We start from the raw sequence: 26656 nt of genomic DNA on the forward strand, positions 1-26656 counted from the left end.
CGCGCACGGCGTGGCGCCCGTGGTGCCGGCGCCCGGTGCCGGCGGGCCCGCCGACGGATCCGGCGAGGCCGCCCGTGGCGAGCGGCGGCCCGCGCCTCCCGCCCTGCCGCCGGCCGGGCCGCAGCCCGCGCCCGTCGCCCCGCAGGCCGGGGCCGCCGGTGGTACCGGCCTCGTCGAGTGGCTGCGGGTGCCCCGGCCGGACGCCGGGCCCGGGGTGTGGCGGTACGGGCACGTGCCGCGGCCCGAGCGGGAGGAAGCACAGACGCCGCTGCGGTCGGTGCTGTCCGGGGCGGTCATCTCCTTCCTCGCCGGCGTCCTGCTGTGGTCCCTGCTCCGCAACGGCTACATCCCGTACTGGAGCGTCCCCCTCAAACTCTTCACCCCCGACGACTGGTGGCACCCGCTCGACGGCGGCCCGCAGCCCGGCACCGGCGGTGTCCTCGCCCTCGCCGTCTACGAGCTCGTCCTCTTCACAGGCGTCTTCTACGGGCTCGGCCGCTTCGGCCGCTGGCCGTACGCCTGGCGGCGGCTGACCGCCGAACGCGGGCCCGCCGCCCAGGCCGTCCTCGCCGCCGTCGCCGGAGTCGTCACCGTCGCCCTCGTCCGCGGCGGCTGGATCCCGGTCAAGGGCGTCGTCTACGCGCTGCTGCCGTACGAGCGGGGCACCCCCACCGCCGCGTACGCCAACCAGCACATGGTCGAGACGGCCGACCTGTGGATGACGGTCGCCGCCGCCCTGCCCTTCGTCTGGCTCGCCCTGCGCCGCACCGCCCGCCCCGCCGGCCCGGCCGTCGCCGCGCCGCTCACCGACCCGGCCGCGCCCGACCCCGCCGACTGGCCCGAGCTGCGGGCCGCCGGGCTCGGCGAGGCCGCCGACCGGCTCGCCGCCGAGGCCGCCGCCGGCCGCATGAACGACGTCGACCACACCCGGATCCGCGCCGCCTGGGAGACCGCCCGCACCACGGCCGACCGGCAGGCCGCCTTCCTGCGCGAGGTCCGCGCCCACGGCGCCGCCGCCTTCGCCCACCCCTCGGGCGCCCGGCTGCTGCCCGGCCGGACGGCGGCCCACGACCTCACCCTCCGCCAGGTCCGGCTCGGCACCGTCGCCGACGTGCCCCGCAACCCGTACCCCCGCCGCGGCACCGGCCTCGCCGTCGACCCGGCCGTCCTCGGCACCTCGATGCTGGTCGTCGGCCCCTCCGGCAGCGGCAAGACCACCCGGCTGCTCCGCCCCGTCGTCGAGTCCCTGGCCCTCCAGGCGCTCGCCGGACAGGCCGCCGTCGTCGTGGTCGGCTCCGCCGGGGCACCGCTCGGCCCCGACGAGGCGTACGACGTCGTCATCCGCGTCGGCGACCCGGCCTCGCCGCACGACCTCGACCTCTACGGCGGGACCGGCGACCCCGACCAGGCCGCCACCCTCCTCGCCGACGCGCTCGCCGACGACGCCCACGGCGTCCCCGGCACCACCGACGCCCGGCGGGCCGCGACCGCGCTCGCCCAGCTCCTCGGCCCGTTCCACGCCGTCCACGGCCGCTTCCCCACTGTTCCCGAGCTCCGCGAGCTCCTCGACGGCGCCCCCGCGCCCCGCCAGGCCCTGCGCGCCGCCCTGGAGCGGGACGGCAGGGCCTCCCTCGTCCGCGAGCTCGACGCACGGGAACGCCAGCACGGCACGCCCGGCGACCCCGCCCCCGCCCTCGCCGACCGGATCGCCCTGCTCGACCGGCCCGCCTTCGCCGGGTTCTTCGACACCACACGCGGCGCCTCCGGCGGCGGGCCGTTCACCATGCGCGCCCTGGAACACCCCGTACGCGTACGGATCGACCTGCCCGAGACCGGCCACCCCGACGCCTCGCGGTTCCTCGCCCGGCTCGTGCTCGCCCAGTTCCTCGCCCGCGCGGTCACCCGCACCGACCGGTCGCGCTTCGCCTGCCTGGTCCTCGACGACGCCGCCCACACCCTGACCGCCGGGACCGTCCGCGGACTGCAGCGCCTGCGCTCCGCCCACGCCGGCGTCGTCCTCGGGCTGCGCGGCCTCGACGACGTGCCCGAGCACCTGCGCACGCCGCTGCTCGGCGCGGTCGGCTGCCGGGTCGCCCTCGCCGGGGTCACCATGTGGGACGGCAAGCGGTTCGCCGAGACCTGGGGCACCGAATGGGTGGAGACCCGGGACGTCACCAGCCGGACCGTGCTCGCCGACGAACCCCTCACCCGGCTCATGCACACCCTGCGCAGGCTCGTCACCGGCCGGGCCGTCACCACCGACGCCGTGACCGTCCGCGAGGTCGAGCGCGAACGCTGGTCCGCCTCCGACCTCGCCCACGCCGTCCCGCCCGGCCACGCGGTCCTCTCCCTCACCCACGTACGGGGCGAACACACCCCGCCCCTCCTGGTCGACCTGCGCGACACCCCTTGAGGGTCCCGGCGGCCCGCGAGGCCGAGGGGGCCCTCGGCCTGCGAGGCTGGGGGCGGGCCCGGGAAGGGACTGGCACAATCGGGGGCGCGCCGCCCGTCGGGCGGTGCGCGCCTCCCCATCCCCCACGCGCACTCCCTCCCCCCTTAAGGTCCGACGGTTCCCCATGCCGCCCACCCTCGCCTCGCTCGTCCAGCACTCGGCGCTCAAACTCACCGTCCGCGCCGGTGAGGACCGCCTCGACACCCCCGTGCGCTGGGCGCACGTCAGCGAGCTCGCCGACCCCGTCCCGTACATGGAGGGCGGCGAGCTGCTGCTCACCACCGCGCTGACCCTCGACGCCGAGGACCCCGAGGCGATGCGGCGCTATGTGCGGCGGCTGCTCGGCGCCGGTGTCGTCGGGCTCGGCTTCGCCGTCGGCGTCAACTACGAGACCATCCCGGCGGCGCTGCTCGACGCGGCCCGCGAGGAGCACCTGCCGCTGCTCGAAGTGCCCCGGCGCACCCCGTTCCTCGCCATCAGCAAGGCCGTGTCCGCGGCCATCGCCGCCGACCAGTACCGGGCCGTGACCGCCGGCTTCGAGGCGCAGCGCGAACTGACCAGGGCCGCGCTCGCCGAAGGCCCGAACGCCGTCGTCGCCCGGCTCGCCGCGCATGTCGACGGCTGGGCCGCGCTCTACGACACCTCCGGCAGCGTCCTCGCCGTCTCGCCCGAATGGGCGGCGCGCCGGGCCGCCCGGCTCACCGCCGACGTGGAACGGCTCCGGGAACGGCCCGCGCCCGCCAGTGCCGTCGTCGGCGGCACCGACGACCGGGTGGAGCTGCAGTCCCTCGGCACCGGCCGACGGGTGCGCGGCGCGCTCGCCGTCGGCACCGGGGCGCCGCTGGGCACGGCCGAGCGGTACGCCGTGCACTCCGCCGTCGCCCTGCTGACCCTCACGACGGAACGCTCCCGCTCCCTCCAGGCCGCCGAGCAGCGGCTCGGCGCGGCGGTGCTGCGGATGCTGCTCGCCGGGCAGCCCGACCACGCCCGCGCGGTGGCCGGCGGCCTGTACGGGGGGCTGCTCGACGCGCCGTTCCGGCTGCTGATCGCCGAGCCCGTGCCCGGCGGCGAGGCGAAGGAGGGCGGCGAGGCGCCGCTCGCGGTGCTCGCCGAGACCCTGGAGGCGGCCGCCGCCCGGGCGGGCGAGTCCGTCCTGACCGTGCCGGAGGGCCCCGAGGGCGCGGAGCGGCTGGTGGTCCTCGCCGGGGACGGGGGAGCGGTGGTCGCGGCGTGCGCGGGGTACGCGACGCGGGAGGCGGAGGAGGCCGGCCTGGTCGTGGGGCTGTCCGCCCCGACCGGACTGATCGCGGCGGCCGCCGCCTACAAGCAGGCCGAACAGTCGCTGTCCGTCGCCCGCAGGCGCGGCCGGGCGCTCGTCGAGCACGAGGAGCTGGCGGCCGGCTCCGTGCTGCCGCTCCTCGCCGACGACGCCGTCCGCGCCTTCGCCGACGGACTGCTGCGCGCCCTCTACGACCACGACGCCACCGGCCGCGGCGACCTGGTGGCCTCCTTGCGCGCCTGGCTCTCGCGGCACGGCCAGTGGGACGCGGCCGCGGCCGACCTGGGCGTCCACCGCCACACCCTGCGCTACCGCATGCGCCGGGTGGAGGAGATCCTGGGCCGCTCCCTCGACGACCCCGACGTCCGCATGGAGCTCTGGCTGGCCCTCAAGACCCGGGGCGACGGGACGCCGGCGGGCGGGGGACCCGGTTCGGAGTAGCGCCGCCCTCGAATTCGAGCTCCCCCTGCCCGATCCCGGGCAAAATTCTTGGATTCCGCGCCGCCCGCTGCCTAGTCTCCTGAGCATGACAACCCCCGCCGTCGATTCGGCAGCCGACGCCCAGCCTCCCTCCCCCGCCCCAGCAGCCCGCCGCGTCCCCGTCGCCGTGTGGGTGGCCCTCGGGATCGTGTACGTCGTGTGGGGATCGACGTACCTCGGGATCCGGGTCGTCGTGGAGACCATGCCGCCGTTCCTCTCGGCGAGCGCCCGGTTCGTCACCGCCGGTCTGCTGCTCGCCGGGATCATCGCCTGGCGGCAGGGGCCCGCCGCGCTCAAGGTGAGCCCGCGGCAGCTCGCCTCCGCCGCGGTCGTCGGCCTGCTGCTGCTCCTCGGCGGCAACGGGCTCGTCGTCCTCGCCGAGACCTCCGTGCCGTCCGGGCTCGCCGCGCTCCTGATCGCGGTCGTCCCGGCCTGGGTGGTGCTGCTCAAGGCGGGCTTCGGCGAACGGCCGAGCGCGGGCGGTCTCGTCGGCGTGCTGCTCGGCCTCGCGGGGCTCGCCGTGCTCACGCTGCCGGGGTTCAGCGGGGACGTGAAGGCCGGCGGGGTGGTCCTCGTGATCGTCGGGACGCTGCTGTGGTCGGTCGGGTCGTTCGCCTCCTCGCGGATCCCGATGCCCGCCAACCCCTTCACCGCCAGCGCGTACGAGATGGTCGCCGGCGGCATCGGCTGCCTCGGCGTCGGCCTGGTCCGCGGCGAGCAGCACGGCCTGGACCTGTCGGCCGTCTCCGGCCGCTCCTGGGCCGCCCTCGGCTACCTGATCGTCTTCGGCTCGCTGATCGCCTTCACCGCGTACGCCTGGCTCCTCCAGGCCGCCCCGCTCTCGCTCGTCGCCACCTACGCGTACGTCAACCCGGTCGTCGCCGTCGCCCTCGGCGCGCTGATCCTGAACGAGGCCCTGTCGTGGCCGATCGTGCTCGGCGGCGCCGTCGTGGTCGCCGGGGTGTGCCTCATCGTCTCGACCGAGCGGCGCGGATCTCCGTCCAGTCGGCGTACCGCGCCTGGTGACGACCGGCCCCCGCGCCCCATGGCGCCCGTCCCTTCGGCCAAAGCGGACAGATGAAACGCCCCACCACTCCATCACGGACAAGCGCCCCTTCGCCCGCTTCGCCCTAACGTGGCACGAGAGCGCGAGAACACCCCCTCGCACCACCCCCGAAACGGAAAGGGCCGGTACGCAATGACGACCACCCACGCCTTCTGGCTCGCCGGCCGCGAGGCCACCGGCGAGGCCACCTTCGACGTCACGAACTCGTACGACGGACGTCTGGTCGGCAAGGTCAGCGTGCCCACCGAGGCCCAGGTCGAGGAGGCCGTCGCCGCCGCCCACGCCGTCGTCGACGAGTTCGCCGCCACCCCGGCGCACGTCCGCGCCGCCGCCCTCGACCACGTGTCGAAGCGGCTCGCCGAGCGCACCGAGGAGATCGCCCAGCTGATCTCCGCCGAGAACGGCAAGCCCATCAAGTGGGCCCGCGGCGAGGTCGGCCGTGCCGTGTCCGTGTTCCGTTTCGCCGCCGAGGAGGCCCGCCGCTTCAACGGCGGCGAGGCCCAGCGCCTCGACACCGAGGCCGGCGGCGTGGGCCGCCTCGCGCTCACCCGCCGCATCCCCAAGGGCGTCGTGCTCGGCATCGCGCCGTTCAACTTCCCGCTGAACCTCAGCGCCCACAAGGTCGCCCCGGCCATCGCCGTCGGCGCCCCGATCATCCTCAAGCCGGCCCCGTCCACCCCGATCTCCTCCCTGATCCTGGGCGAGATCCTGGCCGAGACCGACCTGCCGGCCGGCTCCTGGTCGATCCTGACCGTGCCGAACGACCGCATGCCCGCCCTGGTCCAGGACGAGCGCCTCCCGGTCATCTCCTTCACCGGCTCCGACACGGTCGGCTACGCCATCCAGGAGTCCGTGCCGCACAAGCACTGCACCCTGGAGCTCGGCGGCAACGCCGCCGCCGTCGTCCTGCCCGACTGGTCCTCCGAGGCCGACCTGGACTGGGCGGCGACCCGCATCGCCACCTTCTCCAACTACCAGGGCGGCCAGTCCTGCATCTCCGTGCAGCGCGTGATCGCGGACGCCTCCGTCTACGACCGCCTGCTGCCGAAGATCGTCGCCGCCGTCGAGGCCCAGGTCACCGGCGACCCCGCGGACGACGCCACCGACGTCGGCCCGCTCGTCGACGAGAACGCCGCCAAGCGCGTCGAGGCCTGGGTGGACGAGGCCGTCGCGGCCGGCGCCAAGCTGCTCGCCGGCGGCAAGCGCGAGGGCGCGACCTACGCCCCGACCGTCCTCACCGACCTCCCCGCCGACGTCACCCTGGCCCGCGCCGAGGTCTTCGGCCCGGTCCTGACCGTCGCCAAGGTCGACGGCGAGGCCGAGGCCTTCGCCGCGGTCAACGACTCCGACTTCGGCCTCCAGGCCGGTGTCTTCACCCACGACCTCCAGGCCGCCTTCCGCGCCCACCGCGCCCTCGAGGTCGGCGGCGTGATCATCGGCGACGTCCCGTCCTACCGCGCCGACCAGATGCCGTACGGCGGCGCCAAGCGCTCCGGCGTCGGCCGCGAGGGCGTCAAGTACGCCATGGACGACTACACGTACGAGCGGGTCCTGGTCCTCACGGGCCTCGCGCTGTAACCCGTACGTACGCATCACAGACCGACGGCCGGAGCCCACTGTGCGGGGGCTCCGGCCGTCCTGCGTGCCCGCCTCCCCGCCCCCGCCGTCTTTCCGAACCCGTGGATATCGGGTACGACGGACATAGCCACATGGCCCCCCGACGAGCGGCGAGGTGAGCCCCTCATGTCCGCACCCACCCAGCGGCCGCCCAAGGTCACCGAACGCGAGGCCCGGCAGGTCGCCGAGGCAGCCCGACAGCAGGACTGGCACAAACCCAGCTTCGCCAAGGAGCTCTTCCTCGGCCGCTTCCGCCTCGACCTCATCCATCCGCACCCGCTCCCCGCCGACGAGGACGTCCGGCGCGGCGAGGCCTTCCTCGCCAAGCTGCGCGCCTTCTGCGAGACCCGCGTCGACGGCGCCCGCATCGAACGCGAGGCCCGCATCCCCGACGAGACCGTGCGGGGCCTGAAGGAGCTCGGCGCGCTCGGCATGAAGATCGACCCCAAGTACGGCGGTCTCGGCCTCACCCAGCTGTACTACAACCGCGCCCTCGCCCTCGTCGGCTCGGTCAGCCCCGCGCTCGGCGCGCTGCTCTCCGCCCACCAGTCGATCGGCGTACCGCAGCCGCTGAAGCTCTTCGGCACCCAGGAGCAGAAGGACGCCTTCCTGCCCCGGCTCGCCCGCAGCGACATCTCCGCCTTCCTGCTCACCGAGCCCGACGTCGGCTCCGACCCGGCCCGGCTCGCCACCACCGCCGTCCCCGACGGCGACGACTACGTCCTCGACGGCGTGAAGCTGTGGACCACCAACGGCGTCGTCGCCGACCTGCTCGTCGTCATGGCCCGCGTCCCCGCCTCCGAAGGCCACCGCGGCGGCATCACCGCCTTCGTCGTCGAGGGCGACTCACCCGGCATCACCGTCGAGCACCGCAACGCCTTCATGGGCCTGCGCGGCCTGGAGAACGGCGTCACCCGCTTCCACCGGGTCCGCGTCCCCGCCGCCAACCGCATCGGCCCCGAGGGCTCCGGCCTCAAGATCGCCCTCACCACCCTCAACACCGGCCGGCTCTCGCTGCCCGCCGCCTGCGCCGGCGCGGGCAAGTGGTGCCTGAAGATCGCCCGCGAATGGGCCGCCGAACGCGAGCAGTGGGGCAAGCCCGTCGCCCGGCACGAGGCCGTCGGCACCAAGATCTCCTTCATCGCCGCCACCGCCTTCGCCCTGGAGGCCGTCGTCGACCTCGCCTCCCAGATGGCCGACGAGGACCGCAACGACATCCGCATCGAGGCCGCCCTCGCCAAGCTCTACGGCTCCGAGATGGCCTGGCGGATGGCCGACGAACTGGTCCAGATCCGCGGCGGCCGCGGCTACGAGACCGCCGACTCCCTCGCCGCCCGCGGCGAACGCGCCGTCCCCGCCGAACAGCTCCTGCGCGACCTGCGGATCAACCGCATCTTCGAGGGCTCGACCGAGATCATGCACCTGCTGATCGCCCGTGAGGCCGTCGACGCCCACCTCGCCGTCGCCGGCGACATCATCGACCCCGACAAGGACCTCGCCGACAAGGCGAGGGCCGGCGCCAGGGCCGGCGGCTTCTACGCCCGCTGGCTGCCGAAACTCGTCGCCGGCCAGGGCCAGCTGCCCGGCGCGTACGGGGAGTTCGGCGACCTCGCCACCCACCTGCGGTACGTCGAGCGCACCTCCCGCAAGCTCGCCCGCTCCACCTTCTACGCCATGTCCCGCTGGCAGGGGAAGATGGAGCTCAAACAAGCCTTCCTGGGCCGGATCGTCGACATCGGCGCCGAGCTGTTCGCGATGAGCGCGGCCTGCGTACGGGCCGAACTGCTGCGCACCACCGGCGAGCACGGCCGCGAGGCCCAGCAGCTCGCGGACGCCTTCTGCCGCCAGGCCCGGCTGCGGATCGCCGAGCTCTTCGGCCGGCTCTGGGACAACACCGACGACCTGGACCGCAAGGTCGTCGACGGTGTCCTGGCCGGCGCGTACACCTGGCTGGAGGAGGGCATCCTCGACCCCAGCGACGACGGCCCCTGGATCGCCGACACCACCCCCGGCCCGTCGACGAAGGACAACGTCCACCGCAGGATCCGGTAGCCGCTTCCCGCCGTATGAGGCGCCGCCCGGATCCCCGGACGGCGCCTCACATACGCCCGCCGCCGCCCAGGCCCCCGGACGGCGCCTCACGTACGCCCGCCGCCGCCCAGGCCCCCGGACGGCGCCTTACGTACGCCCGCCGCCGTCCGGCCGTCGTTCCCGACCGGCCCCCACCCCGCCGTCCACGTTCCGGACCGCACCGCGCCCCCGCCGCCGCCACCGGCAGGATGACGGGCGTGACCGTCATCCAGATCCCCGGCTCCAAGTCCGTCACCGCCCGCGCCCTGTTCCTCGCCGCCGCTGCCGAAGGCACCACCACCCTGCTGCGGCCGCTCCGCTCCGACGACACCGAGGGCTTCGCCGAAGGGCTGAAGGCCCTCGGCTACGCCGTACGGCAGGAGCCCGACGCCTGGCACATCGAGGGGCGGCCCGCCGGGCCCGGCGTCGGGGAGGCCGACGTGTACTGCCGGGACGGCGCCACCACCGCCCGCTTCCTGCCCGCCCTCGCCGCCGCCGGCCACGGCACCTTCCGCTTCGACGCCTCCGCCCAGATGCGCCGCCGCCCGCTCGGCCCGCTCACCACCGCCCTGCGCGAGCTGGGCGTCGAGCTGACCCACGGCGAGCGCGAGGGCCACCACCCGCTCACCGTCACCGGCCGCGGCATCAAGGGCGGCGCGATCCGGCTCGACGCCGGCCAGTCCTCCCAGTACCTCACCGCCCTGCTGCTGCTCGGCCCGCTCACCGCCGAGGGCCTCGCGATCACCGTCACGGACCTGGTCTCGGAGCCGTACGTGGAGATCACCCTCGCGATGATGCGGGCCTTCGGTGCCGAGGTCACCCGCGAGGACGGTCCCCAGGGACGTACGTACACCGTCGCCCCCACCGGCTACCGGGCCACCACGTACGCCGTCGAGCCGGACGCCTCCACCGCGAGCTACTTCTTCGCCGCGGCCGCCCTCACCCCCGGCGCCGCCGTCACCGTCCCCGGCCTCGGCACCGGCGCACTCCAGGGCGACCTCGCCTTCACGGACGTCCTGCGCCGCATGGGCGCCGAGGTCACGACCGACGCCGACGGCACCACCGTCCGCTCCACCGGCACCCTGCGCGGCCTGACCGTGAACATGCGGGACATCTCCGACACGATGCCGACCCTCGCCGCGCTCGCGCCCTTCGCCGACGGGCCGGTCCGCATCGAGGACGTCGCCAACACCCGGGTCAAGGAGTGCGACCGGCTCGACGCCTGCGCCGAGAACCTGCGCCGCCTCGGCATCACCGTCGCCACCGGCCCCGACCGGATCGAGATCCACCCCGGCACCCCGGCCGGCCCCGCCGAGATCGCCACCCGCGGCGACCACCGCATCGTGATGTCCTTCGCGGTCACCGCCCTGCGCACCCCGGGCATCACCTTCGACGACCCGGGCTGCGTGCGGAAGACCTTCCCGGACTTCCACACCGCCTTCGCCGCGTTCGCGCGGAACCTGTGAGGGCGCCGGCGGGGGTGCCGGTCAGGGCGCCGGTGCGACGGGCCGTGTGAAGAGCGCACCGTCTTTGCGGCAAGAATGGGGGGCATGAGCGACCGCCCCTCTCCTCTCGCCGACCCGCACATCGCCTTCGACGTCTCCGAAGGCCGCCGGGACATCGTCGTCCTCGGCTCCACCGGGTCCATCGGCACCCAGGCCATCGACCTGGTCCTGCGCAACCCCGACCGGTTCCGGGTCACCGCCCTCGCCGCCTCCGGCGGCAGGGTGAAGCTGCTCGCCGAGCAGGCGCACCGGCTGCGGGTCGGCGCGGTCGCCGTCGCCCGCGAGGACGCGCTGCCCGAGCTGCGCGAGGCGCTGAAGGCGCTGTACGGCTCCGAGCCGCTCCCCGAGCTTCTCGCGGGCCCCGACGCGGCCACAGCGCTCGCGGCCTCGCCGTGCCACACCGTCCTCAACGGCATCACCGGCTCCATCGGCCTGGCGCCCACCCTCGCCGCCCTGGAGGCCGGCCGGACGCTCGCCCTCGCCAACAAGGAGTCGCTGATCGTCGGCGGCCCGCTGGTGAAGGCGCTGGCCAAGCCCGGTCAGATCATCCCGGTCGACTCCGAGCACGCCGCCCTGTTCCAGGCGCTCGCCGCCGGCACCCGCGCCGACGTCCGCAAGCTGGTGGTCACCGCCTCCGGCGGCCCCTTCCGCGGCCGCACCCGGGCCGAGCTGGAGGGCGTCACCCGCGAGGACGCCCTCGCCCACCCCACCTGGGCCATGGGCCCCGTCATCACGGTGAACAGCGCCACCCTCGTCAACAAGGGCCTGGAGGTCATCGAGGCCCACCTGCTCTACGACATCCCCTTCGACCGGATCGAGGTCGTCGTCCACCCCCAGTCGTACGTCCACTCCATGGTGGAGTTCACCGACGGCTCCACCCTCGCCCAGGCCACCCCGCCCGACATGCGCGGCCCCATCGCCATCGGCATCGGCTGGCCCGAGCGGGTCCCGGACGCGGCCCCCGCCTTCGACTGGAGCCGGGCCTCCACCTGGGAGTTCTTCCCGCTCGACGACGAGGCCTTCCCGTCGGTGAACCTGGCCCGGCACGTCGGCACCCTCGGCGGCACCGCCCCCGCCGTCTTCAACGCCGCCAACGAGGAGTGCGTGGACGCCTTCCTCGCCGGAAAGCTGCCCTTCAACGGAATCATGGATACGGTCACCGCAGTCGTCACCGAGCACGGTGCCCCCGCCGGGGGAACCTCGCTCACGGTGTCGGACGTCCTGGAAGCGGAGACCTGGGCCAGGGCCCGGGCCCGGGAACTCGCGGCGAAGGCAATTGCGGAGGCGCGCGCATGACCACACTCCTGACCGTCCTCGGCATCGTGCTGTTCGCGGTGGGACTCCTCGTCTCCATCGCCTGGCACGAGCTGGGCCACCTGTCCACGGCCAAGCTCTTCGGCATCCGGGTGCCGCAGTACATGGTCGGCTTCGGCCCGACCCTCTGGTCGAGGAAGAAGGGCGAGACGGAGTACGGCATCAAGGCCATCCCGGCCGGCGGCTACATCCGCATGATCGGCATGTTCCCGCCCGGCAAGGACGGCCGGATCGAGGCCCGCTCCACCTCCCCCTGGCGCTCCATGATCGAGGACGCCCGCGAGGCCTCCTTCGAGGAGCTCCAGCCCGGCGACGAGTCCCGGCTCTTCTACACGCGCAAGCCGTGGAAGCGGATCATCGTCATGTTCGCCGGGCCCTTCATGAACCTGGTGCTCGCCGTCCTGCTGTTCTTCGGCAGCGCCATGGCGATCGGCTTCGAGACCCAGACCACCAAGGTCGCCGGCGTCACCAGCTGCGTCATCGACCAGAGCGAGAAGCGCGACACCTGCAAGCCGAGCGACCGCCCGTCGCCCGCCAAGGCGGCCGGCCTGCTCAAGGGCGACCGGATCGTCGCCTTCAACGGCGAACGCGTCTCCGACTGGAACACCCTCTCCGACCGCATCCGCGCCACCACCGGGCGCGCCACCGTCACCGTCCAGCGCGACGGCCAGGAGCTCGACCTCCACGCCACGCTCCTGGAGAACAAGGTCCTCAAGAAGGACGCGGACGGAAACGTCGTCCAGCCCCTCCAGTACGTCTCCGCCGGCTACCTCGGCTTCGAGTCCGGCCGCGAGGTCGTCCCGCTCACCTTCGGCCAGTCCGCCGACCGGATGACCGACCAGCTCCAGGCCGGGGTCCAGTCCGTCATCGCCCTGCCCGGCAAGATCCCGGACCTGTGGAACGCCGCCTTCGGCGACGGCGAGCGCAAGCAGGACTCGCCGGTCGGCGTCGTCGGCGCCGCCCGCATCAGCGGTGAGCTGATGGCCATCGAGGCCCCGCCGCAGACCAGGCTGGTGTTCTTCCTGAACCTGCTGGTCATGTTCAACGTGTCGCTGTTCCTGTTCAACATGCTCCCGCTGCTCCCGCTCGACGGCGGCCACATCGCCGGCGCGCTGTGGGAGTCGATCCGCCGCCACACCGCCCGGATCTTCCGGCGGCCCGACCCGGGCCCCTTCGACGTGGCCAAGCTGATGCCGGCCGCCTACGTCGTGGCGGGCGTCTTCGTCTGCTTCACCCTGCTCGTCCTCGTCGCCGACATCGTCAATCCGGTGAAGCTCACGTGACCCGCCGCGCGGCCGGACCCGTGCGGTGTCCGGCCGCCCGCCCGCGGGGCGGTAATCTCGAAGACCTGAGCCCGATGAACCACACCTTGGGGTTGTACAGCTGATGACCGCGATCTCTCTCGGTATCCCGTCCGTTCCGACGAAGCTCGCCGAGCGGCGCAAGAGCCGCCAGATCCAGGTCGGGTCGGTGGCCGTCGGCGGCGACGCCCCGGTGTCGGTGCAGTCGATGACCACCACCCGCACCTCCGACATCGGCGCCACGCTGCAGCAGATCGCCGAGCTCACCGCCTCCGGCTGCCAGATCGTGCGCGTGGCCTGCCCCACCCAGGACGACGCCGACGCGCTGCCGATCATCGCGAAGAAGTCGCAGATCCCGGTCATCGCCGACATCCACTTCCAGCCGAAGTACGTCTTCGCCGCGATCGACGCCGGCTGCGCCGCGGTCCGCGTGAACCCGGGCAACATCAAGCAGTTCGACGACAAGGTCAAGGAGATCGCCAAGGCCGCCGGCGACGCCGGCGTCCCGATCCGCATCGGCGTCAACGCCGGCTCCCTCGACCGCCGCCTGCTCCAGAAGTACGGCAAGGCCACCCCCGAGGCCCTCGTCGAGTCGGCCCTCTGGGAGGCGTCCCTCTTCGAGGAGCACGGCTTCCAGGACATCAAGATCTCGGTCAAGCACAACGACCCGGTCGTGATGGTCAACGCCTACCGCCAGCTCGCCGCCCAGTGCGACTACCCGCTGCACCTCGGCGTCACCGAGGCCGGCCCCGCCTTCCAGGGCACCATCAAGTCCGCCGTCGCCTTCGGCGCCCTGCTCGCCGAGGGCATCGGCGACACCATCCGGGTCTCCCTCTCCGCCCCGCCGGCCGAGGAGATCAAGGTCGGCATCCAGATCCTGGAGTCCCTGAACCTGCGCCAGCGCCGCCTGGAGATCGTCTCCTGCCCCTCCTGCGGCCGCGCCCAGGTCGACGTCTACAAGCTGGCCGAGGAGGTCACCGCCGGCCTCGACGGCATGACCGTCCCGCTGCGCGTCGCCGTCATGGGCTGCGTCGTCAACGGCCCCGGCGAGGCCCGCGAGGCCGACCTCGGCGTCGCCTCCGGCAACGGCAAGGGCCAGATCTTCGTCAAGGGCGAGGTCATCAAGACCGTCCCCGAGTCGAAGATCGTCGAGACCCTCATCGAGGAAGCCCTCAAGATCGCCGACCAGATGGAGAAGGACGGCGTCGCCTCCGGCGAGCCGACCGTCGCCGTCGCCGGCTGACCGGCTGACTCTCCGGCCCACCGGCACGGTCCCCCGGCCGGCCCTCCGGCCCCTCGGCACGATCCTCCGTACGGTCCTCGGCCGGCCCTCCGTACCGAAACAAGCCCCTCCCGCCACGGGAGGGGCTTCTTTCACACCTCCCCGCCGGCGGGAAGGGGCGGTAAAGTGCCAAGACCAGCAGAACCGTACGGTGAGGCCCCACGTGTTGACGCAATCATCGACGCGGGTCCTCGAACCCGCCGACCTCGGCGCCGCGCTCGCCGTCCTGGACAGCGCCCCCGTCGAGAACGCCTTCGTCACCGCCCGCGTCCAGATCGCCGGCCTCGACCCCTGGCGCCTCGGCGGCGAGATGTGGGGCTGGTACGCCGACGGACAACTGCGCTCCCTGTGCTACTCCGGCGCCAACCTCGTCCCCATCTGCGCCGGCCCCGAAGCCGTCCGCGCCTTCGCCGACCGGGCCCGCCGGGTCGGCCGCCGCTGCTCCTCCATCGTCGGCCCCGCCGAACCCACCGCCCGGCTCTGGAGCCTCCTCGAACCCAGCTGGGGCCCCGCCCGCGACGTCCGCGCCCACCAGCCCCTGATGATCGCCGAGGAACCGTCCGCCACCGTCCCGCCCGACCCGCTCGTCCGCCGGGTCCGCAAGGACGAGATGGACGTGATCATGCCCGCCTGCGTCGCCATGTTCACCGAGGAGGTCGGCATCTCCCCGATGGCCGGCGACGGCGGACTGCTCTACCAGGCCCGCGTCGCCGAACTCGTCGGAGCCGGCCGCTCCTTCGCCCGCATCGAGGACGGCAAGGTCGTCTTCAAGGCCGAGATCGGCGCCGCCACCCGCCAGGCCTGCCAGATCCAGGGCGTCTGGGTCGCCCCCGAACACCGCGGCAAGGGCCTGTCCGAGACCGGCATGGCCGCCGTCCTCCAGTACGCGCTCACCGACATCGCCCCGGTCGTCAGCCTCTACGTCAACGACTACAACACCCCCGCCCGCGCCGCCTACCGCAGGGTCGGCTTCCAGGAGGTCGGCGCCTTCATGAGCGTGCTGTTCTGACCGGCTTGTAGGGTGCGGCGCATGGATGAGCGCATGGATGAGCGCGGGAACGACACCGAGGTCGCGATCGCGCCGGTCGATCTCGCCGCACGGGTCGACGAGGCCCTCGCCGTACAGGCCGTCGCCTTCGGACTCGACGAGACCGAGGTCGCCGTACGCCGCCACATCGTCCTGCGCCACCTGCTCAGCCCCGGCGCCCGCGCCTACGCCGCGACGACCCCCGACGACCGGCTCGTCGGCTTCGTCTACGGGATGCCCAACGACCGCACCCACTGGTGGTCCACCATCGTCGAGCCGTACCTCCGCTCGGAGGGCAACGCCGCCTGGCTCCACGACGCCTTCGTCATCACCGAGCTCCACGTCCACCCCGACTACCAGGGCAGGGGAGTGGGCCGCGCGCTGATCACCACGATCACCGACGGCTCCGACCTCCCGAAGTCGATCCTGTCCGCCATCGACACCGAGAGCCCCGCCCGCGGCCTGTACCGCTCGCTCGGCTACACCGACCTCGCCCGCCGCGTCCACTTCCCGAGCGCGCCCCGCCCGTACGCGGTGATGGGCGCTCCGCTGCCGCTGAAGCGCGCGCACGGCACACGGAACTGATTTCACCGTCCCGGGCCCGCCCGGCTAACCTCCTAGCCATCACCTAAACATCCGGCAGGAGTACGAGAACCATGGCCAACGCACCGGTCCAGCGCATGTCCCAGTTGATGGCGAAGACGCTGCGCGACGACCCGGCCGACGCCGAGGTCCTCAGCCACAAGCTCCTCGTCCGCGCCGGCTACGTCCGCCGCACCGCCGCCGGCATCTGGAGCTGGCTGCCGCTGGGCAAGAAGGTCCTCGCCAACGTCGAGCGGATCGTCCGCGAGGAGATGGACGCCATCGGCGCCCAGGAGGTCTCCCTCCCGGCGCTGCTGCCCCGCGAGCCCTACGAGGCGACCGGCCGCTGGGACGAGTACGGCGCCGAGCTGTTCCGCCTGAAGGACCGCAAGGGCGGCGACTACCTCCTCGGCCCCACCCACGAGGAGATCTTCACCCTGCTGGTGAAGGACCAGTGCTCGTCCTACAAGGACCTGCCGGTGATCCTCTACCAGATCCAGACGAAGTTCCGCGACGAGGCCCGCCCCCGCGCCGGCATCCTGCGCGGGCGCGAGTTCCTCATGAAGGACTCGTACTCCTTCGACCTGGAGGACGAGGGCCTCGCCCACTCCTACGCCCTGCACCGCGAGGCCTACCAGCGCGTCTTCGAGCGCCTCGGCCTCGACTACCGCATCTGCGCCGCCACCGCGGGCGCGATGGGCGGCTCGAAGTCCGAGGAGTTCCTCGCCCCGGCCGAGGCCGGCGAGGACACCTTCGCCGACTGCCCGAACTGCGACTTCGCCGCCAACACCGAGGCCATCGCCTACGAGCTGAAGCCGGTGGACGCCGCCGGTGTGCCCGCCGCCGAGGACATCCCCACCCCGGACACCCCCACCATCGAGACCCTCGCCGCCTCCCTCGGCGTCCCGGCCTCCGCCACGCTCAAGAACCTCCTCGTGAAGGTCGACGGCGAGATCGTCGCCGTGGGCGTGCCCGGTGACCGCGAGGTCGACCTGGGCAAGGTCGAGGCGCACTTCGCGCCCGCGACCGTCGAGATGGTCACCGAGACGGACTTCGCCGAGCGCCGTGACCTCGTCCGCGGCTACGTCGGCCCGCAGGGCCTCGACAAGGTGAAGTACGTCGCCGACCCGCGCGTCGCGCCCGGCACCGCGTGGATCACCGGCGCCAACAAGGAGGGCATGCACGCGAAGAACGTCGTCGCCGGACGTGACTTCGAGGTCGAGGAGTACGTCGACGTCGTCGTCGTCGAGGAGGGCGACCCCTGCCCGAAGTGCGGCACCGGCCTGAAGCTGGACCGCGCCATCGAGATCGGTCACATCTTCCAGCTCGGCCGCAAGTACGCCGACGCGCTCAAGCTCGACGTCCTCGGCCAGAACGGCAAGCCGGTCCGCGTCACCATGGGCTCGTACGGCATCGGCGTCTCCCGCGCCGTCGCCGCGCTCGCCGAGCAGACCGCCGACGACAAGGGCCTGTGCTGGCCCGCCGAGGTGGCCCCCGCCGACGTCCACGTCGTCGCCGCCGGCAAGGCCCTCCAGACCGAGCTGGCCCTCGACGTCTCCGACAAGCTCTCCGCCGCCGGCCTCCGCGTCCTCGTCGACGACCGCGCCGGCGTCTCCCCGGGCGTCAAGTTCACCGACTCCGAACTCATCGGCGTCCCCAAGATCCTCGTCGCGGGCCGCCGGGCGGCCGAGGGCGTCCTGGAACTGAAGGACCGCCGCACGGGCGAGCGCGAGGAACTGACGGTCGACGAGGCGATCGCCCGCCTCAGCGCCTGACGACGCACGGGCCCCGTGCACGGTGCCGGGGAGGTCGGCCTACGGACCCTCCGCCCCCACCGGTGCGGTGCCCACCGGCTACCCGCCCCACCGGTGCGGTGCCCCCGCAGCGCCGGGCCCTGTGCGGTGCTGCGGGCGCTCCGCTCGCCACGGGTGCGGTGCCCACCCGCAGCGCCGGGCCCGTGTCGAGGCTGCGGGCCCTCCGCCGCCCACCGGTGCCGGCCTTACCGGTGCGGCGCCCCCCGCCCCGGCGCGGGGCGCGCCCGTTGCAAGGGCCTTCGCCCACGCCCGTGTGGGCAATCGTCCCGCTGGGGCGGGACGGGTGGGCACACGGGACGGCGCCCATGCGGCGCGTTCCGCACCTGCACCTGCCCGCACCACGAGTGAGCCGCACCAGTGGTGCGGGTCAAGGCGCAGGGAGCCTAGCCCGGCAAGGGGCGCCGTTCCGTGGTGCCCACCCGTTCCGCCTGGAGCTACCCCCGGACGAAGTCTGGGGGAGGAACGAATGCCCACAACGGAGTGGGGCGACGGCCCCGCACGTGGCCGGGGGCAAGGCCCGGACGGGGCGGGGCGGCGGCCCGAAACGGTGCCGCAAGCCCGGAACAGCGGGCCCTGGGCCCGCAAGGCGTCCGGCCACGGGGCTCCACGGGCGGCAGCCAGGACCCGCAGGGGTGCGCGCACCCGGGCGCCCCGCACAAGCCCCCGCTCCCGTCCCGCCAGGGACCCCTCAGCCGCCGCCGTCCTCGTGCGGCGCCGGTTCCACCGAGGTGCCCGTCAGGTCCTCGATCGCGTCCTGGGCCGCCGCCCGCCCCGCCCCGTACGCGTCGCTGCGCGGCGGCACCGTGGGCTCGTGGTACAGGTGGTGCTGCCCCGATCCCGGCCCGGTGGGTGCCGCACGTTCCAGGAAGCGCAGCAGCTCCACCGGGATCGGCAGGACCAGCGTCGAGTTCTTCTCGGCGGCGACCGCCATCACCGTCTGCAGCAGCCGCAGCTGCAGCGCGGACGGCGCGTCCGCCATCTGGTGCGCCGCCTCCGCCAGCTTCTTCGACGCCTGCAGCTCCGCGTCCGCGTTGATCAGCCGCGCCCGACGCTCCCGGTCCGCCTCCGCCTGCCGGGCCATCGACCGCTTCATCGTCTCCGGCAGCGAGACGTCCTTGATCTCGACCCGGTCGATCTGCACGCCCCAGCCGATCGCCGGAGAGTCCAGCATCAGCTCCAGACCCTGGTTGAGCTTCTCCCGGTTCGACAGCAGGTCGTCGAGGTCGCTCTTGCCGATGATCGACCGCAGCGAGGTCTGCGCCATCTGCGAGACGGCGAACTTGTAGTCCTCCACCCGCACCAGCGCCTCGGCCGCGTCGACCACCTTGAAGTAGACGACCGCGTCCACCCGCACCGTCACGTTGTCCCGGGTGATGCCCTCCTGCGCGGGCACGGGCATCGTGACGATCTGCATGTTCACCTTGTGCAGCCGGTCCACGCCGGGAACGATCATCGTGAAGCCGGGCTTGCGCACGTCACCGTGCAACCGCCCGAAGCGGAACACCACGCCCCGTTCGTACTGCTTCACCACGCGCGCGGCGGCACCCACGTACGCCACGGCCGCCGCACCTGCTCCGCCGGCCGCCATCAAGAGCTCTTCGATCATCACGGCCCCCTCGGGGAAGGGTTAAAGCCAGCGTATTCCCCTAAAGCCAGCCCGCGAACTCAAGCAGCAGCTCCGCGTCCGTCCGCCGGCCCGCCGTGAGCGCCCGGGTCGCCGACTCGACCGCGCGGAACAGGGTCCAGCCGCGCAGCCGCTCCCGGTCGAGCTCCAGGGAGTCCGCCAGCTTGTTCACCCGGCGCCGGGCCGCCGACGCGCCGGCCGAGCCGGCCACCAGGTCCTCCACCCGGTCCCGTACCAGCCGCGCGAGGTCGTAGGCGCGCTCGCCCACCAGGGGATCGGGCCCGACCGCGAGCCACGGCGCGCGGTCGCCCGCCAGCACCTTGCCCTGCCGGAAGCAGCCGTGCAGCAGCAGCGTCTCCGCGCCCCCGGCGACCAGCTCGTCACGGGCCGTGAGCGCGGCGGCCACCAGCTCACCGGCCTCGGCGTCGGCCCCGTAGGAGGCCATGGCCGCGGCCTGGCGGGCGGTCCGCTCCGCCACCGACTCGAAGCCGTGGCCCGCCGACGGCTCCACCCAGAGCTTGCGCACCGTCCCGGCGGCCTCCAGGAGGGCCTTCGCCTCCGGCAGCGAGCGCAGCGACACGTCGGGGTGCAGCCGCTCCAGGAGCAGCGCGCCCTCCTCCGTCTCGCCGAGGAGACGGACCGCGCCCCAGCCGTTCCAGTGCGCGAGGGCGTCCCGCTCCAGGTCCGGACGGGTGAATCCGGGCGCGATCTTCACGACGGCGTCGGGGACGAGCACGACGAGGCTGCTGCGCCCGCCGGGGGCCACCACCCGCTCGGTGGCGAGACCGGCGTGCTCCAGCGTGTCCCGGGCGAGCTCCGGGAGCTTTCCGAGCCACTCGGCCGCGGCAGCGTCCCCGTACGTCTCGCCGAGAGCCCGCACCAGTCGCTGCGGCGGTTCGAAACCCATGCGTGCGTTGTTCCTTCGGCTCGGCTCAGGCCCGTTCGGCGAGCCCAGGAAAGGTTACGTCGCTGCCGCGCCAGCGGACCGCCCGCACCGCCGCCTCGCGCAGCGCGGCCGCCGCGTCCCGGCGCAGCGGCCCGTCGGCGGAGCGGACCAGGTCGGAGTAGACGCCCGCGACCCGGTCCTCCAGGACGGCCGCGAGGCGGACGGCGGCGGCGCCGTCGGGCACCGGGAACGGCAGCGCGTAGCCGGCGGCCGCGGCGACCGGTTCGCCGCCCAGGTCCCGCATGGTGCGGCGCAGCGCGTCGCGCCGGGCGCGGTGGGCCTCGTACGCGGCGGTGGCCTCCCCGCGCCGGCCGTCGCCGACGCGGGCGCCGACGACCCCGTAGCCGTACACGGCGGCGTGCTCGGCGGCGAGTGCGGCCTGGGCCGCGTCGAGCGCCGTCATCCCCGGCCCCCTTCGGTCGTAGGAGTCGTCGTCGGAGCGGTCAGCAGGAAGGCGTGGGCCGCGCCGGCGGCGGCGACGGAGGCGAGCAGCCGGGCGTACTCGGGCGGCGCGGTCAGGAGCGCGGCCATGTGGGTGTCGGCGGTCGCCCGTTCGGCGGAGGCGAGCGTCTTCAGCGCCGCCGCCGGATCGGCCGGTACGCGGACGAAGGCGAGCGACCGGGACGGCGACGGGGAACCGGAGGGCGCGGGGGAGCCCGAGGGGGAGGCGGACCCGGGGGAGCCCGGCGCCGGGGCCGTGCCGTCCTCGCCCAGCGCCTTCACATGGGCCGCCACCGAGGCCCGCAGCGGCGCGAGCCGGTCCGCGAGCGCCGGGTGCCCGGAGACGACCGCGTCGTAGCGGAGCAGCAGGTCCCGGCTGGCGTTCGCCGAACGGGTGCGCAGGGCCGCCTCCGCGGCCGCCGCCCGATCGGCCGCACCGGGCTTCCTCGGTCCGTCGTTCCCGCCGGACGTACAGCCCGCGAGGGTCACCGCCGCGCCCGCCGCGAGGAGCGCGCGCCTGCCCACTGTCGTCACGCCTACTCCCTCGCGTGTTCGAACGACTCGAAGATCACCGCAGGCGAGCGTACCCGCGGCCCCCGGCCCGGTGGACGGCAACACCCTCCTGGACCGGATACCCTTTGGTCTGACACGCGACGAACCCACAACAGCACACGCGGCCGAGGAGTCACCCGGATGAGCACCACCCAGAGCGAACGGCTGCGCGGTCTTCTGGAGCCGCTCGTTCACGCGAAGGACCTCGACCTCGAGGAGATCGAGGTGTCCCGGGCCGGCCGCCGAGGACTGCTGAGGGTCATCGTCGATTCGGACGAGGGCGTCGAGCTGGACGCCTGCGCCGAGCTGAGCCGCGTGATCTCCGAGAAGCTGGACGAGACCGACGCGATGGGCGAGGGCGAGTACGTCCTCGAAGTCAGCTCGCCGGGCGCCGACCGCCCGCTCACCCAGCACCGCCACTACGTGCGCGCCACCGGCCGTCTCGTGAAGCTGCAGCTGACGCCCGAGGCGGGCGGCGGCGAGCTCGTCACGCGCGTTCTCGCCGTGGACGAGGACGGTCTGGACACCGAGGTGCCGGGCGTGAAGGGCCGCAAGGCCACCGCCCGCCGCGTGGAGTTCTCCGAGATCGCGAAGGCGCGTGTCGAGATCGAGTTCAACCGCAAGGACAAGAAGGAAGAGGAGGCGTAGCCGTGGACATCGACGTGAAGCTCCTGAAGGGCTTGGCGCAGGAGAAGGAAATCTCCTTCGAGATGCTGGTCGAGGCGATCGAGTCGGCCCTCCTCATCGCGTACCACCGGACCCCCTCCGCGCGGCGCCACGCGCGCGTGGAGCTGGACCGGCACACCGGTCACGTGACGGTGTGGGCGAAGGAAGACCCCTCCGAGCTGGAGGAGGGTCAGCAGCCGAAGGAGTTCGACGACACGCCGTCGGACTTCGGCCGGATCGCCGCGAGCACCGCCCGCCAGGTCATCCAGCAGCGGCTGCGGGACGCCGAGAACGACGTCACCTTCGGCGAGTACGCCCGCCGCGAGGGCGACATCGTGGCCGGCCAGGTGCAGCAGGGCAAGGACCCGAAGAACGTCCTGGTCAAGCTGGACGACAAGCTGGAGGCCATCCTGCCGGTGCAGGAGCAGGTGCCCGGCGAGGAGTACACGCACGGTCTGCGGCTGCGCACGTACGTCGTACGGGTGGCCAAGGGCGTCCGCGGCCCGTCCGTCACCCTGTCGCGCACGCACCCCAATCTGGTGAAGAAGCTCTTCGCCCTGGAGGTGCCGGAGATCGCCGACGGTTCCGTCGAGATCGCGGCCATCGCCCGTGAGGCCGGTCACCGCACCAAGATCGCCGTCCGTTCCACCCGTTCGGGCCTGAACGCCAAGGGCGCCTGCATCGGCCCCATGGGCGCCCGGGTGCGCAACGTGATGGCGGAGCTGCTCGGCGAGAAGATCGACATCGTCGACTGGTCGGACGACCCGGCCGAGATGGTGGCGAACGCCCTGTCTCCGGCGCGGGTCTCCAAGGTCGAGATCGTCGACCTCGCCGCCCGTTCGGCCCGGGTGACGGTGCCCGACTACCAGCTCTCGCTGGCCATCGGCAAGGAGGGCCAGAACGCCCGTCTGGCCGCGCGGCTCACCGGCTGGCGGATCGACATCCGGCCCGACACCGAGCAGCAGGACGACGCCGCCCACTGATTCTTTTTGGCCAACGACTGTTCGATTTTTGCCCCGAACGGGTGAGGTCGGTACGGGGAGGTAGACTTAAGCGTGTCTGGCCGGACGCATGCCCGCGCGTGCCCTGAGCGAACCTGTGTGGGATGCCGGGAGCGAGCGGCCAAGAGCGATCTGCTGCGGATCGTGATGAACAAGGACGAGTGCGTCCCGGATCATCGCGGTACGCTGCCCGGCCGGGGTGCTTATCTGCACCCCGCCTCGGTCTGTCTCGACCTGGCGGTGCGTCGCCGGGCGTTCCCGAGGGCCTTCAGGGTCCAGGGACCGCTCGACACGACGGCGCTTCGCGAACATGTCGAGCAGGCGGCACCGTAGAGATGTACGGCACGAAGAAGTACGGCACGGAACCCCGTGCGGTCAGGTACCTCGCGAGTTGGAAGTAGGTCGAGATTGCGATGAGCACTCGATGAGTACGCGATGAGTACGCCCATGAAGTAGCGACGGTCCGGCGGTAACCGGACCTCAAAGGAGCGAAGTGGCTAAGGTCCGGGTATACGAACTCGCCAAGGAGTTCGGTGTGGAGAGCAAGGTCGTCATGGCCAAGCTCCAAGAACTCGGTGAGTTCGTCCGTTCGGCGTCCTCGACGATCGAGGCGCCGGTCGTGCGCAAGTTGACTGATGCACTGCAGGGTCCCGGCGGCAACGCCGGCAAGACCTCTGCGAAGCCGGGTGCGCCCCGCAAGGCGACGCCCGCCCCCAAGCCGGCCCCGGCGCCCTCCCCGGCGCAGGCCGCACGTCCGGCCGCCCCCAAGCCTGGCGCGCCCACCCCGGCGCCCAAGCCCGCGGCGGCCGAGAAGTCCACCCCGGCAGCGGCGCCCGCCGCCCCGGGCAACCGTCCGACCCCGGGTCCGAGGCCCGCGGCTCCCGCGCCCAAGCCGGCGCCGGCCGCCCCGGCTCCGACCACCCCGGAGTTCACCGCGCCTCCGTCGGCCCCGGCCGCCGGTCCGCGCCCCGGCGCGGCCCCCGGTCCGCGCCCGACCGGCGCCCGCCCGGGCCAGCAGGCTCCGCGTCCCGGTCAGCAGGCTCCCCGTCCCGGCGGCCAGCAGGCCCCGCGTCCGGGTGCCCGTCCGGCCGGTCCCCGTCCGGGCAACAACCCCTTCACCTCCGGCGGCTCCACCGGCATGGCGCGTCCGCAGACGCCCCGTCCGGGTGGCGGCGCGCCGCGTCCCGGCGGCCAGGGTGCCGTTCCGGGCGCTCCGCGTCCGCAGGGTCCCGGGTCCGTTCCCGGCGCCCCGCGTCCGCAGGGCCAGGGTGCGCGTCCGACCCCCGGTGGCATGCCCCGTCCGCAGGCTCCCCGTCCGGGCGGCGCGCCCGGCGGTAACCGTCCGAACCCGGGCATGATGCCGCAGCGTCCCGCTGCCGGCCCGCGTCCGGGCCCCGGCGGCCGTGGCCCGGGTGGCCCCGGTGGCCGTCCCGGCGGTCCCGGTGGCGGCGGCGGTCGTCCCGGCTTCGCCGGTCGTCCGGCCGGTCCCGGCGGCGGTGGCGGCGGCTTCGCCGGCCGTCCCGGCGGTCCGGGTGGCGGCGGCGGTCGTCCGGGTGGTCCCGGCGGCGGTGGCGGCGGCTTCGGCGGTCGTCCCGGCGGCTTCGGCGGCCGTCCCGGCGGCCCCGGTGGCCGTGGTGGCACGCAGGGCGCCTTCGGCCGTCCCGGCGGCCCCGCGCGTCGCGGTCGCAAGTCGAAGCGGCAGAGGCGCCAGGAGTACGAGGCCATGCAGGCCCCGTCCGTGGGCGGCGTGATGCTGCCTCGCGGCAACGGCGAGACCATTCGCCTGTCGCGCGGTGCGTCCCTCACCGACTTCGCGGAGAAGATCAACGCCAACCCGGCGTCGCTCGTCGCGGTCATGATGAACCTCGGCGAGATGGTCACGGCCACGCAGTCCGTCTCCGACGAGACGCTGCAGCTCCTCGGCGACGAGATGAACTACACCGTTCAGATCGTCTCGCCGGAGGAGGAGGACCGTGAGCTGCTCGAGTCCTTCGACATCGAGTTCGGCGAGGACGAGGGCGGCGAGGACGAGCTGGTCTCCCGTCCGCCGGTCGTGACCGTCATGGGTCACGTCGACCACGGTAAGACCCGACTCCTCGACGCCATCCGCAAGACCAACGTGGTCGCGGGCGAGGCCGGTGGCATCACCCAGCACATCGGTGCCTACCAGGTCGCCACCCGCGTCAACGACGAGGACCGGGCCATCACCTTCATCGACACCCCGGGTCACGAGGCGTTCACCGCCATGCGTGCCCGTGGTGCGAAGTCGACCGACATCGCGATCCTCGTGGTGGCGGCCAACGACGGTGTGATGCCCCAGACGATCGAGGCGCTGAACCACGCCAAGGCGGCCGACGTGCCGATCGTGGTCGCGGTCAACAAGATCGACGTCGAGGGCGCGGACCCGACCAAGGTGCGCGGTCAGCTGACCGAGTTCGGTCTGGTCGCGGAGGAGTACGGCGGCGACACCATGTTCGTCGACATCTCCGCCAAGCAGGGCCTGAACATCGACAAGCTGCTCGAGGCCGTCGTCCTGACCGCCGACGCCGCCCTGGACCTCCGGGCCAACCCGAACCAGGACGCGCAGGGCATCGCGATCGAGTCCCACCTCGACCGCGGCCGCGGTGCGGTCTCGACCGTCCTCGTCCAGCGCGGAACGCTGCGCATCGGCGACACGATGGTCGTCGGCGACGCGTACGGCCGTGTCCGGGCCATGCTCGACGACAAGGGCAACAACGTCGAGGAGGCGACCCCGTCGACTCCGGTCCTGGTCCTGGGTCTCACCAACGTCCCGGGCGCCGGCGACAACTTCCTCGTCGTCGACGAGGACCGCACGGCCCGCCAGATCGCCGAGAAGCGCGCCGCGCGGGAGCGCAACGCCGCCTTCGCCAAGCGCGTCCGCCGCGTGTCCCTCGAGGACCTCGACAAGGTGCTCAAGGCCGGTCAGGTCCAGGAACTCAACCTCATCATCAAGGGCGACGCGTCCGGTGCGGTCGAGGCTCTCGAGTCCTCGCTGCTCCAGCTCGACGTCGGTGAAGAGGTCGACATCCGCGTCCTGCACCGCGGTGTGGGTGCGGTCACCGAGTCCGACATCGACCTGGCCATGGGCTCCGACGCCATCGTCATCGGCTACAACGTCCGCGCGGCCGGCCGTGCCGCGCAGATGGCGGAGCGCGAGGGCGTCGACGTCCGGTACTACTCGGTCATCTACCAGGCGATCGAGGAGATCGAGGCGGCGCTCAAGGGCCTCCTCAAGCCGGAGTACGAAGAGGTCGAGCTCGGTACGGCGGAGATCCGCGAGGTCTTCCGCTCGTCCAAGCTGGGCAACATCGCCGGTGTCCTCATCCGCTCCGGCGAGGTCAAGCGCAACACCAAGGCGCGCCTCATCCGCGACGGCAAGGTCGTGGCCGAGAACCTCAACATCGAGGGTCTGCGCCGCTTCAAGGACGACGTCACCGAGATCCGCGAGGGCTTCGAGGGTGGTATCAACCTCGGAAACTTCAACGACATCAAGGTCGACGACGTCATCGCGACCTACGAGATGCGCGAGAAGCCGCGCTCGTAACGCACAGCGCGACAACCGGGGCCGGTCGGCGGGAGTATTTCCGTCGATCGGCCCCGGCCGTTGCGTGTACGG

Annotated in this window: 20 protein-coding genes; 16 read left to right on the forward strand and 4 right to left on the reverse strand. The window is 73.4% G+C overall.

Features of this window, described 5'->3' with window-relative positions:
* The 12 genes from ABTZ91_RS31135 to ABTZ91_RS31190 all read left to right on the forward strand — a co-directional run.
* Positions 1 to 2413, forward strand: a 2413-nt coding sequence (locus tag ABTZ91_RS31135; RefSeq protein ID WP_407078066.1) for an ATP/GTP-binding protein, incomplete at its 5' end; no start/stop codon positions are given.
* Positions 2414 to 2576: 163 nt separating this feature from the next.
* A complete protein-coding gene (locus tag ABTZ91_RS31140; protein WP_352080576.1) occupies positions 2577 to 4172 on the forward strand; it encodes a PucR family transcriptional regulator in 1596 nt (531 codons plus the stop codon).
* 85 nt (positions 4173 to 4257) lie between these two features.
* Complete coding sequence (locus ABTZ91_RS31145) at positions 4258 to 5292, forward strand: EamA family transporter (RefSeq protein ID WP_352080577.1); 1035 nt, start codon at positions 4258 to 4260, stop codon at positions 5290 to 5292.
* Between the two features lie 117 nt (positions 5293 to 5409).
* On the forward strand, positions 5410 to 6855 hold the full coding sequence (locus ABTZ91_RS31150; protein WP_352080578.1) for an aldehyde dehydrogenase family protein: 1446 nt from the start codon (positions 5410 to 5412) through the stop codon (positions 6853 to 6855).
* A gap of 165 nt (positions 6856 to 7020) precedes the next feature.
* Positions 7021 to 8946 carry an acyl-CoA dehydrogenase family protein gene (locus ABTZ91_RS31155; RefSeq protein WP_352080579.1) on the forward strand — a complete coding sequence of 642 codons (1926 nt, stop codon included), beginning with the start codon at positions 7021 to 7023 and terminating at the stop codon, positions 8944 to 8946.
* Positions 8947 to 9182: 236 nt separating this feature from the next.
* Positions 9183 to 10430, forward strand: coding sequence for a 3-phosphoshikimate 1-carboxyvinyltransferase (gene aroA, locus ABTZ91_RS31160; protein WP_352080580.1), 1248 nt, complete (start codon positions 9183 to 9185; stop codon positions 10428 to 10430).
* A gap of 84 nt (positions 10431 to 10514) precedes the next feature.
* Positions 10515 to 11765, forward strand: coding sequence for a 1-deoxy-D-xylulose-5-phosphate reductoisomerase (gene dxr, locus ABTZ91_RS31165; RefSeq protein WP_352080581.1), 1251 nt, complete (start codon positions 10515 to 10517; stop codon positions 11763 to 11765).
* A complete protein-coding gene (locus tag ABTZ91_RS31170; protein ID WP_352080582.1) occupies positions 11762 to 13066 on the forward strand; it encodes a site-2 protease family protein in 1305 nt (434 codons plus the stop codon). The genes dxr and ABTZ91_RS31170 overlap by 4 nt, the downstream gene beginning before the upstream one ends.
* 103 nt (positions 13067 to 13169) lie before the next feature.
* Positions 13170 to 14327, forward strand: coding sequence for a flavodoxin-dependent (E)-4-hydroxy-3-methylbut-2-enyl-diphosphate synthase (gene ispG, locus ABTZ91_RS31175; RefSeq protein WP_345485275.1), 1158 nt, complete (start codon positions 13170 to 13172; stop codon positions 14325 to 14327).
* A 202-nt stretch (positions 14328 to 14529) separates the two neighbouring features.
* Entirely contained in the window at positions 14530 to 15375 is an 846-nt protein-coding gene (locus ABTZ91_RS31180) for a GNAT family N-acetyltransferase (RefSeq protein WP_352080583.1), read from the forward strand.
* Between the two features lie 21 nt (positions 15376 to 15396).
* Positions 15397 to 15978: a GNAT family N-acetyltransferase gene (locus tag ABTZ91_RS31185; RefSeq protein ID WP_352080584.1), complete on the forward strand. Its 582-nt coding sequence runs from the start codon at positions 15397 to 15399 to the stop codon at positions 15976 to 15978.
* Positions 15979 to 16049: 71 nt separating this feature from the next.
* Positions 16050 to 17750 (forward strand): proline--tRNA ligase, encoded by a 1701-nt coding sequence (locus ABTZ91_RS31190; protein ID WP_352080585.1) that lies wholly within the window; start codon positions 16050 to 16052, stop codon positions 17748 to 17750.
* Positions 17751 to 18477: 727 nt separating this feature from the next.
* Here ABTZ91_RS31190 and ABTZ91_RS31195 read toward each other — a convergent pair.
* The 4 genes from ABTZ91_RS31195 to ABTZ91_RS31210 are packed head-to-tail and all read right to left on the reverse strand — an operon-like array spanning position 18478 to position 21334.
* Positions 18478 to 19395, reverse strand: coding sequence for a slipin family protein (locus tag ABTZ91_RS31195; RefSeq protein ID WP_352080586.1), 918 nt, complete (start codon positions 19393 to 19395; stop codon positions 18478 to 18480).
* Between the two features lie 40 nt (positions 19396 to 19435).
* Complete coding sequence (locus tag ABTZ91_RS31200) at positions 19436 to 20320, reverse strand: aminoglycoside phosphotransferase family protein (protein WP_352080587.1); 885 nt, start codon at positions 20318 to 20320, stop codon at positions 19436 to 19438.
* A 25-nt stretch (positions 20321 to 20345) separates the two neighbouring features.
* On the reverse strand, positions 20346 to 20762 hold the full coding sequence (locus tag ABTZ91_RS31205) for a ferritin-like domain-containing protein (protein ID WP_352080588.1): 417 nt from the start codon (positions 20760 to 20762) through the stop codon (positions 20346 to 20348).
* Positions 20759 to 21334: a hypothetical protein gene (locus tag ABTZ91_RS31210; RefSeq protein WP_352080589.1), complete on the reverse strand. Its 576-nt coding sequence runs from the start codon at positions 21332 to 21334 to the stop codon at positions 20759 to 20761. Before ABTZ91_RS31210 ends, ABTZ91_RS31205 begins: the two co-directional genes overlap by 4 nt.
* Positions 21335 to 21493: 159 nt before the next feature.
* Between ABTZ91_RS31210 and rimP the strand changes: the two genes are divergently transcribed.
* The 4 genes from rimP to infB all read left to right on the forward strand — a co-directional run bounded on the left by rimP (position 21494) and on the right by infB (position 26584).
* Positions 21494 to 22000, forward strand: a complete 507-nt coding sequence (rimP, locus tag ABTZ91_RS31215) for a ribosome maturation factor RimP (protein WP_352080590.1) — start codon at positions 21494 to 21496, stop codon at positions 21998 to 22000.
* A 2-nt stretch (positions 22001 to 22002) separates the two neighbouring features.
* The gene (gene nusA / locus ABTZ91_RS31220; protein WP_352080591.1) at positions 22003 to 23001 is read left to right on the forward strand and encodes a transcription termination factor NusA; all 999 of its coding nucleotides are present in this window, start codon (positions 22003 to 22005) and stop codon (positions 22999 to 23001) included.
* A gap of 72 nt (positions 23002 to 23073) precedes the next feature.
* Positions 23074 to 23352 carry a YlxR family protein gene (locus ABTZ91_RS31225; RefSeq protein ID WP_352080592.1) on the forward strand — a complete coding sequence of 93 codons (279 nt, stop codon included), beginning with the start codon at positions 23074 to 23076 and terminating at the stop codon, positions 23350 to 23352.
* A gap of 160 nt (positions 23353 to 23512) precedes the next feature.
* A complete protein-coding gene (gene infB / locus ABTZ91_RS31230) occupies positions 23513 to 26584 on the forward strand; it encodes a translation initiation factor IF-2 (protein ID WP_352080593.1) in 3072 nt (1023 codons plus the stop codon).
* The last annotated feature ends 72 nt before the right edge of the window (positions 26585 to 26656 follow it).

It is taken from the genome of Streptomyces sp. NPDC126499 (assembly GCF_040302485.1).
GTDB lineage: Bacteria > Actinomycetota > Actinomycetes > Streptomycetales > Streptomycetaceae > Streptomyces.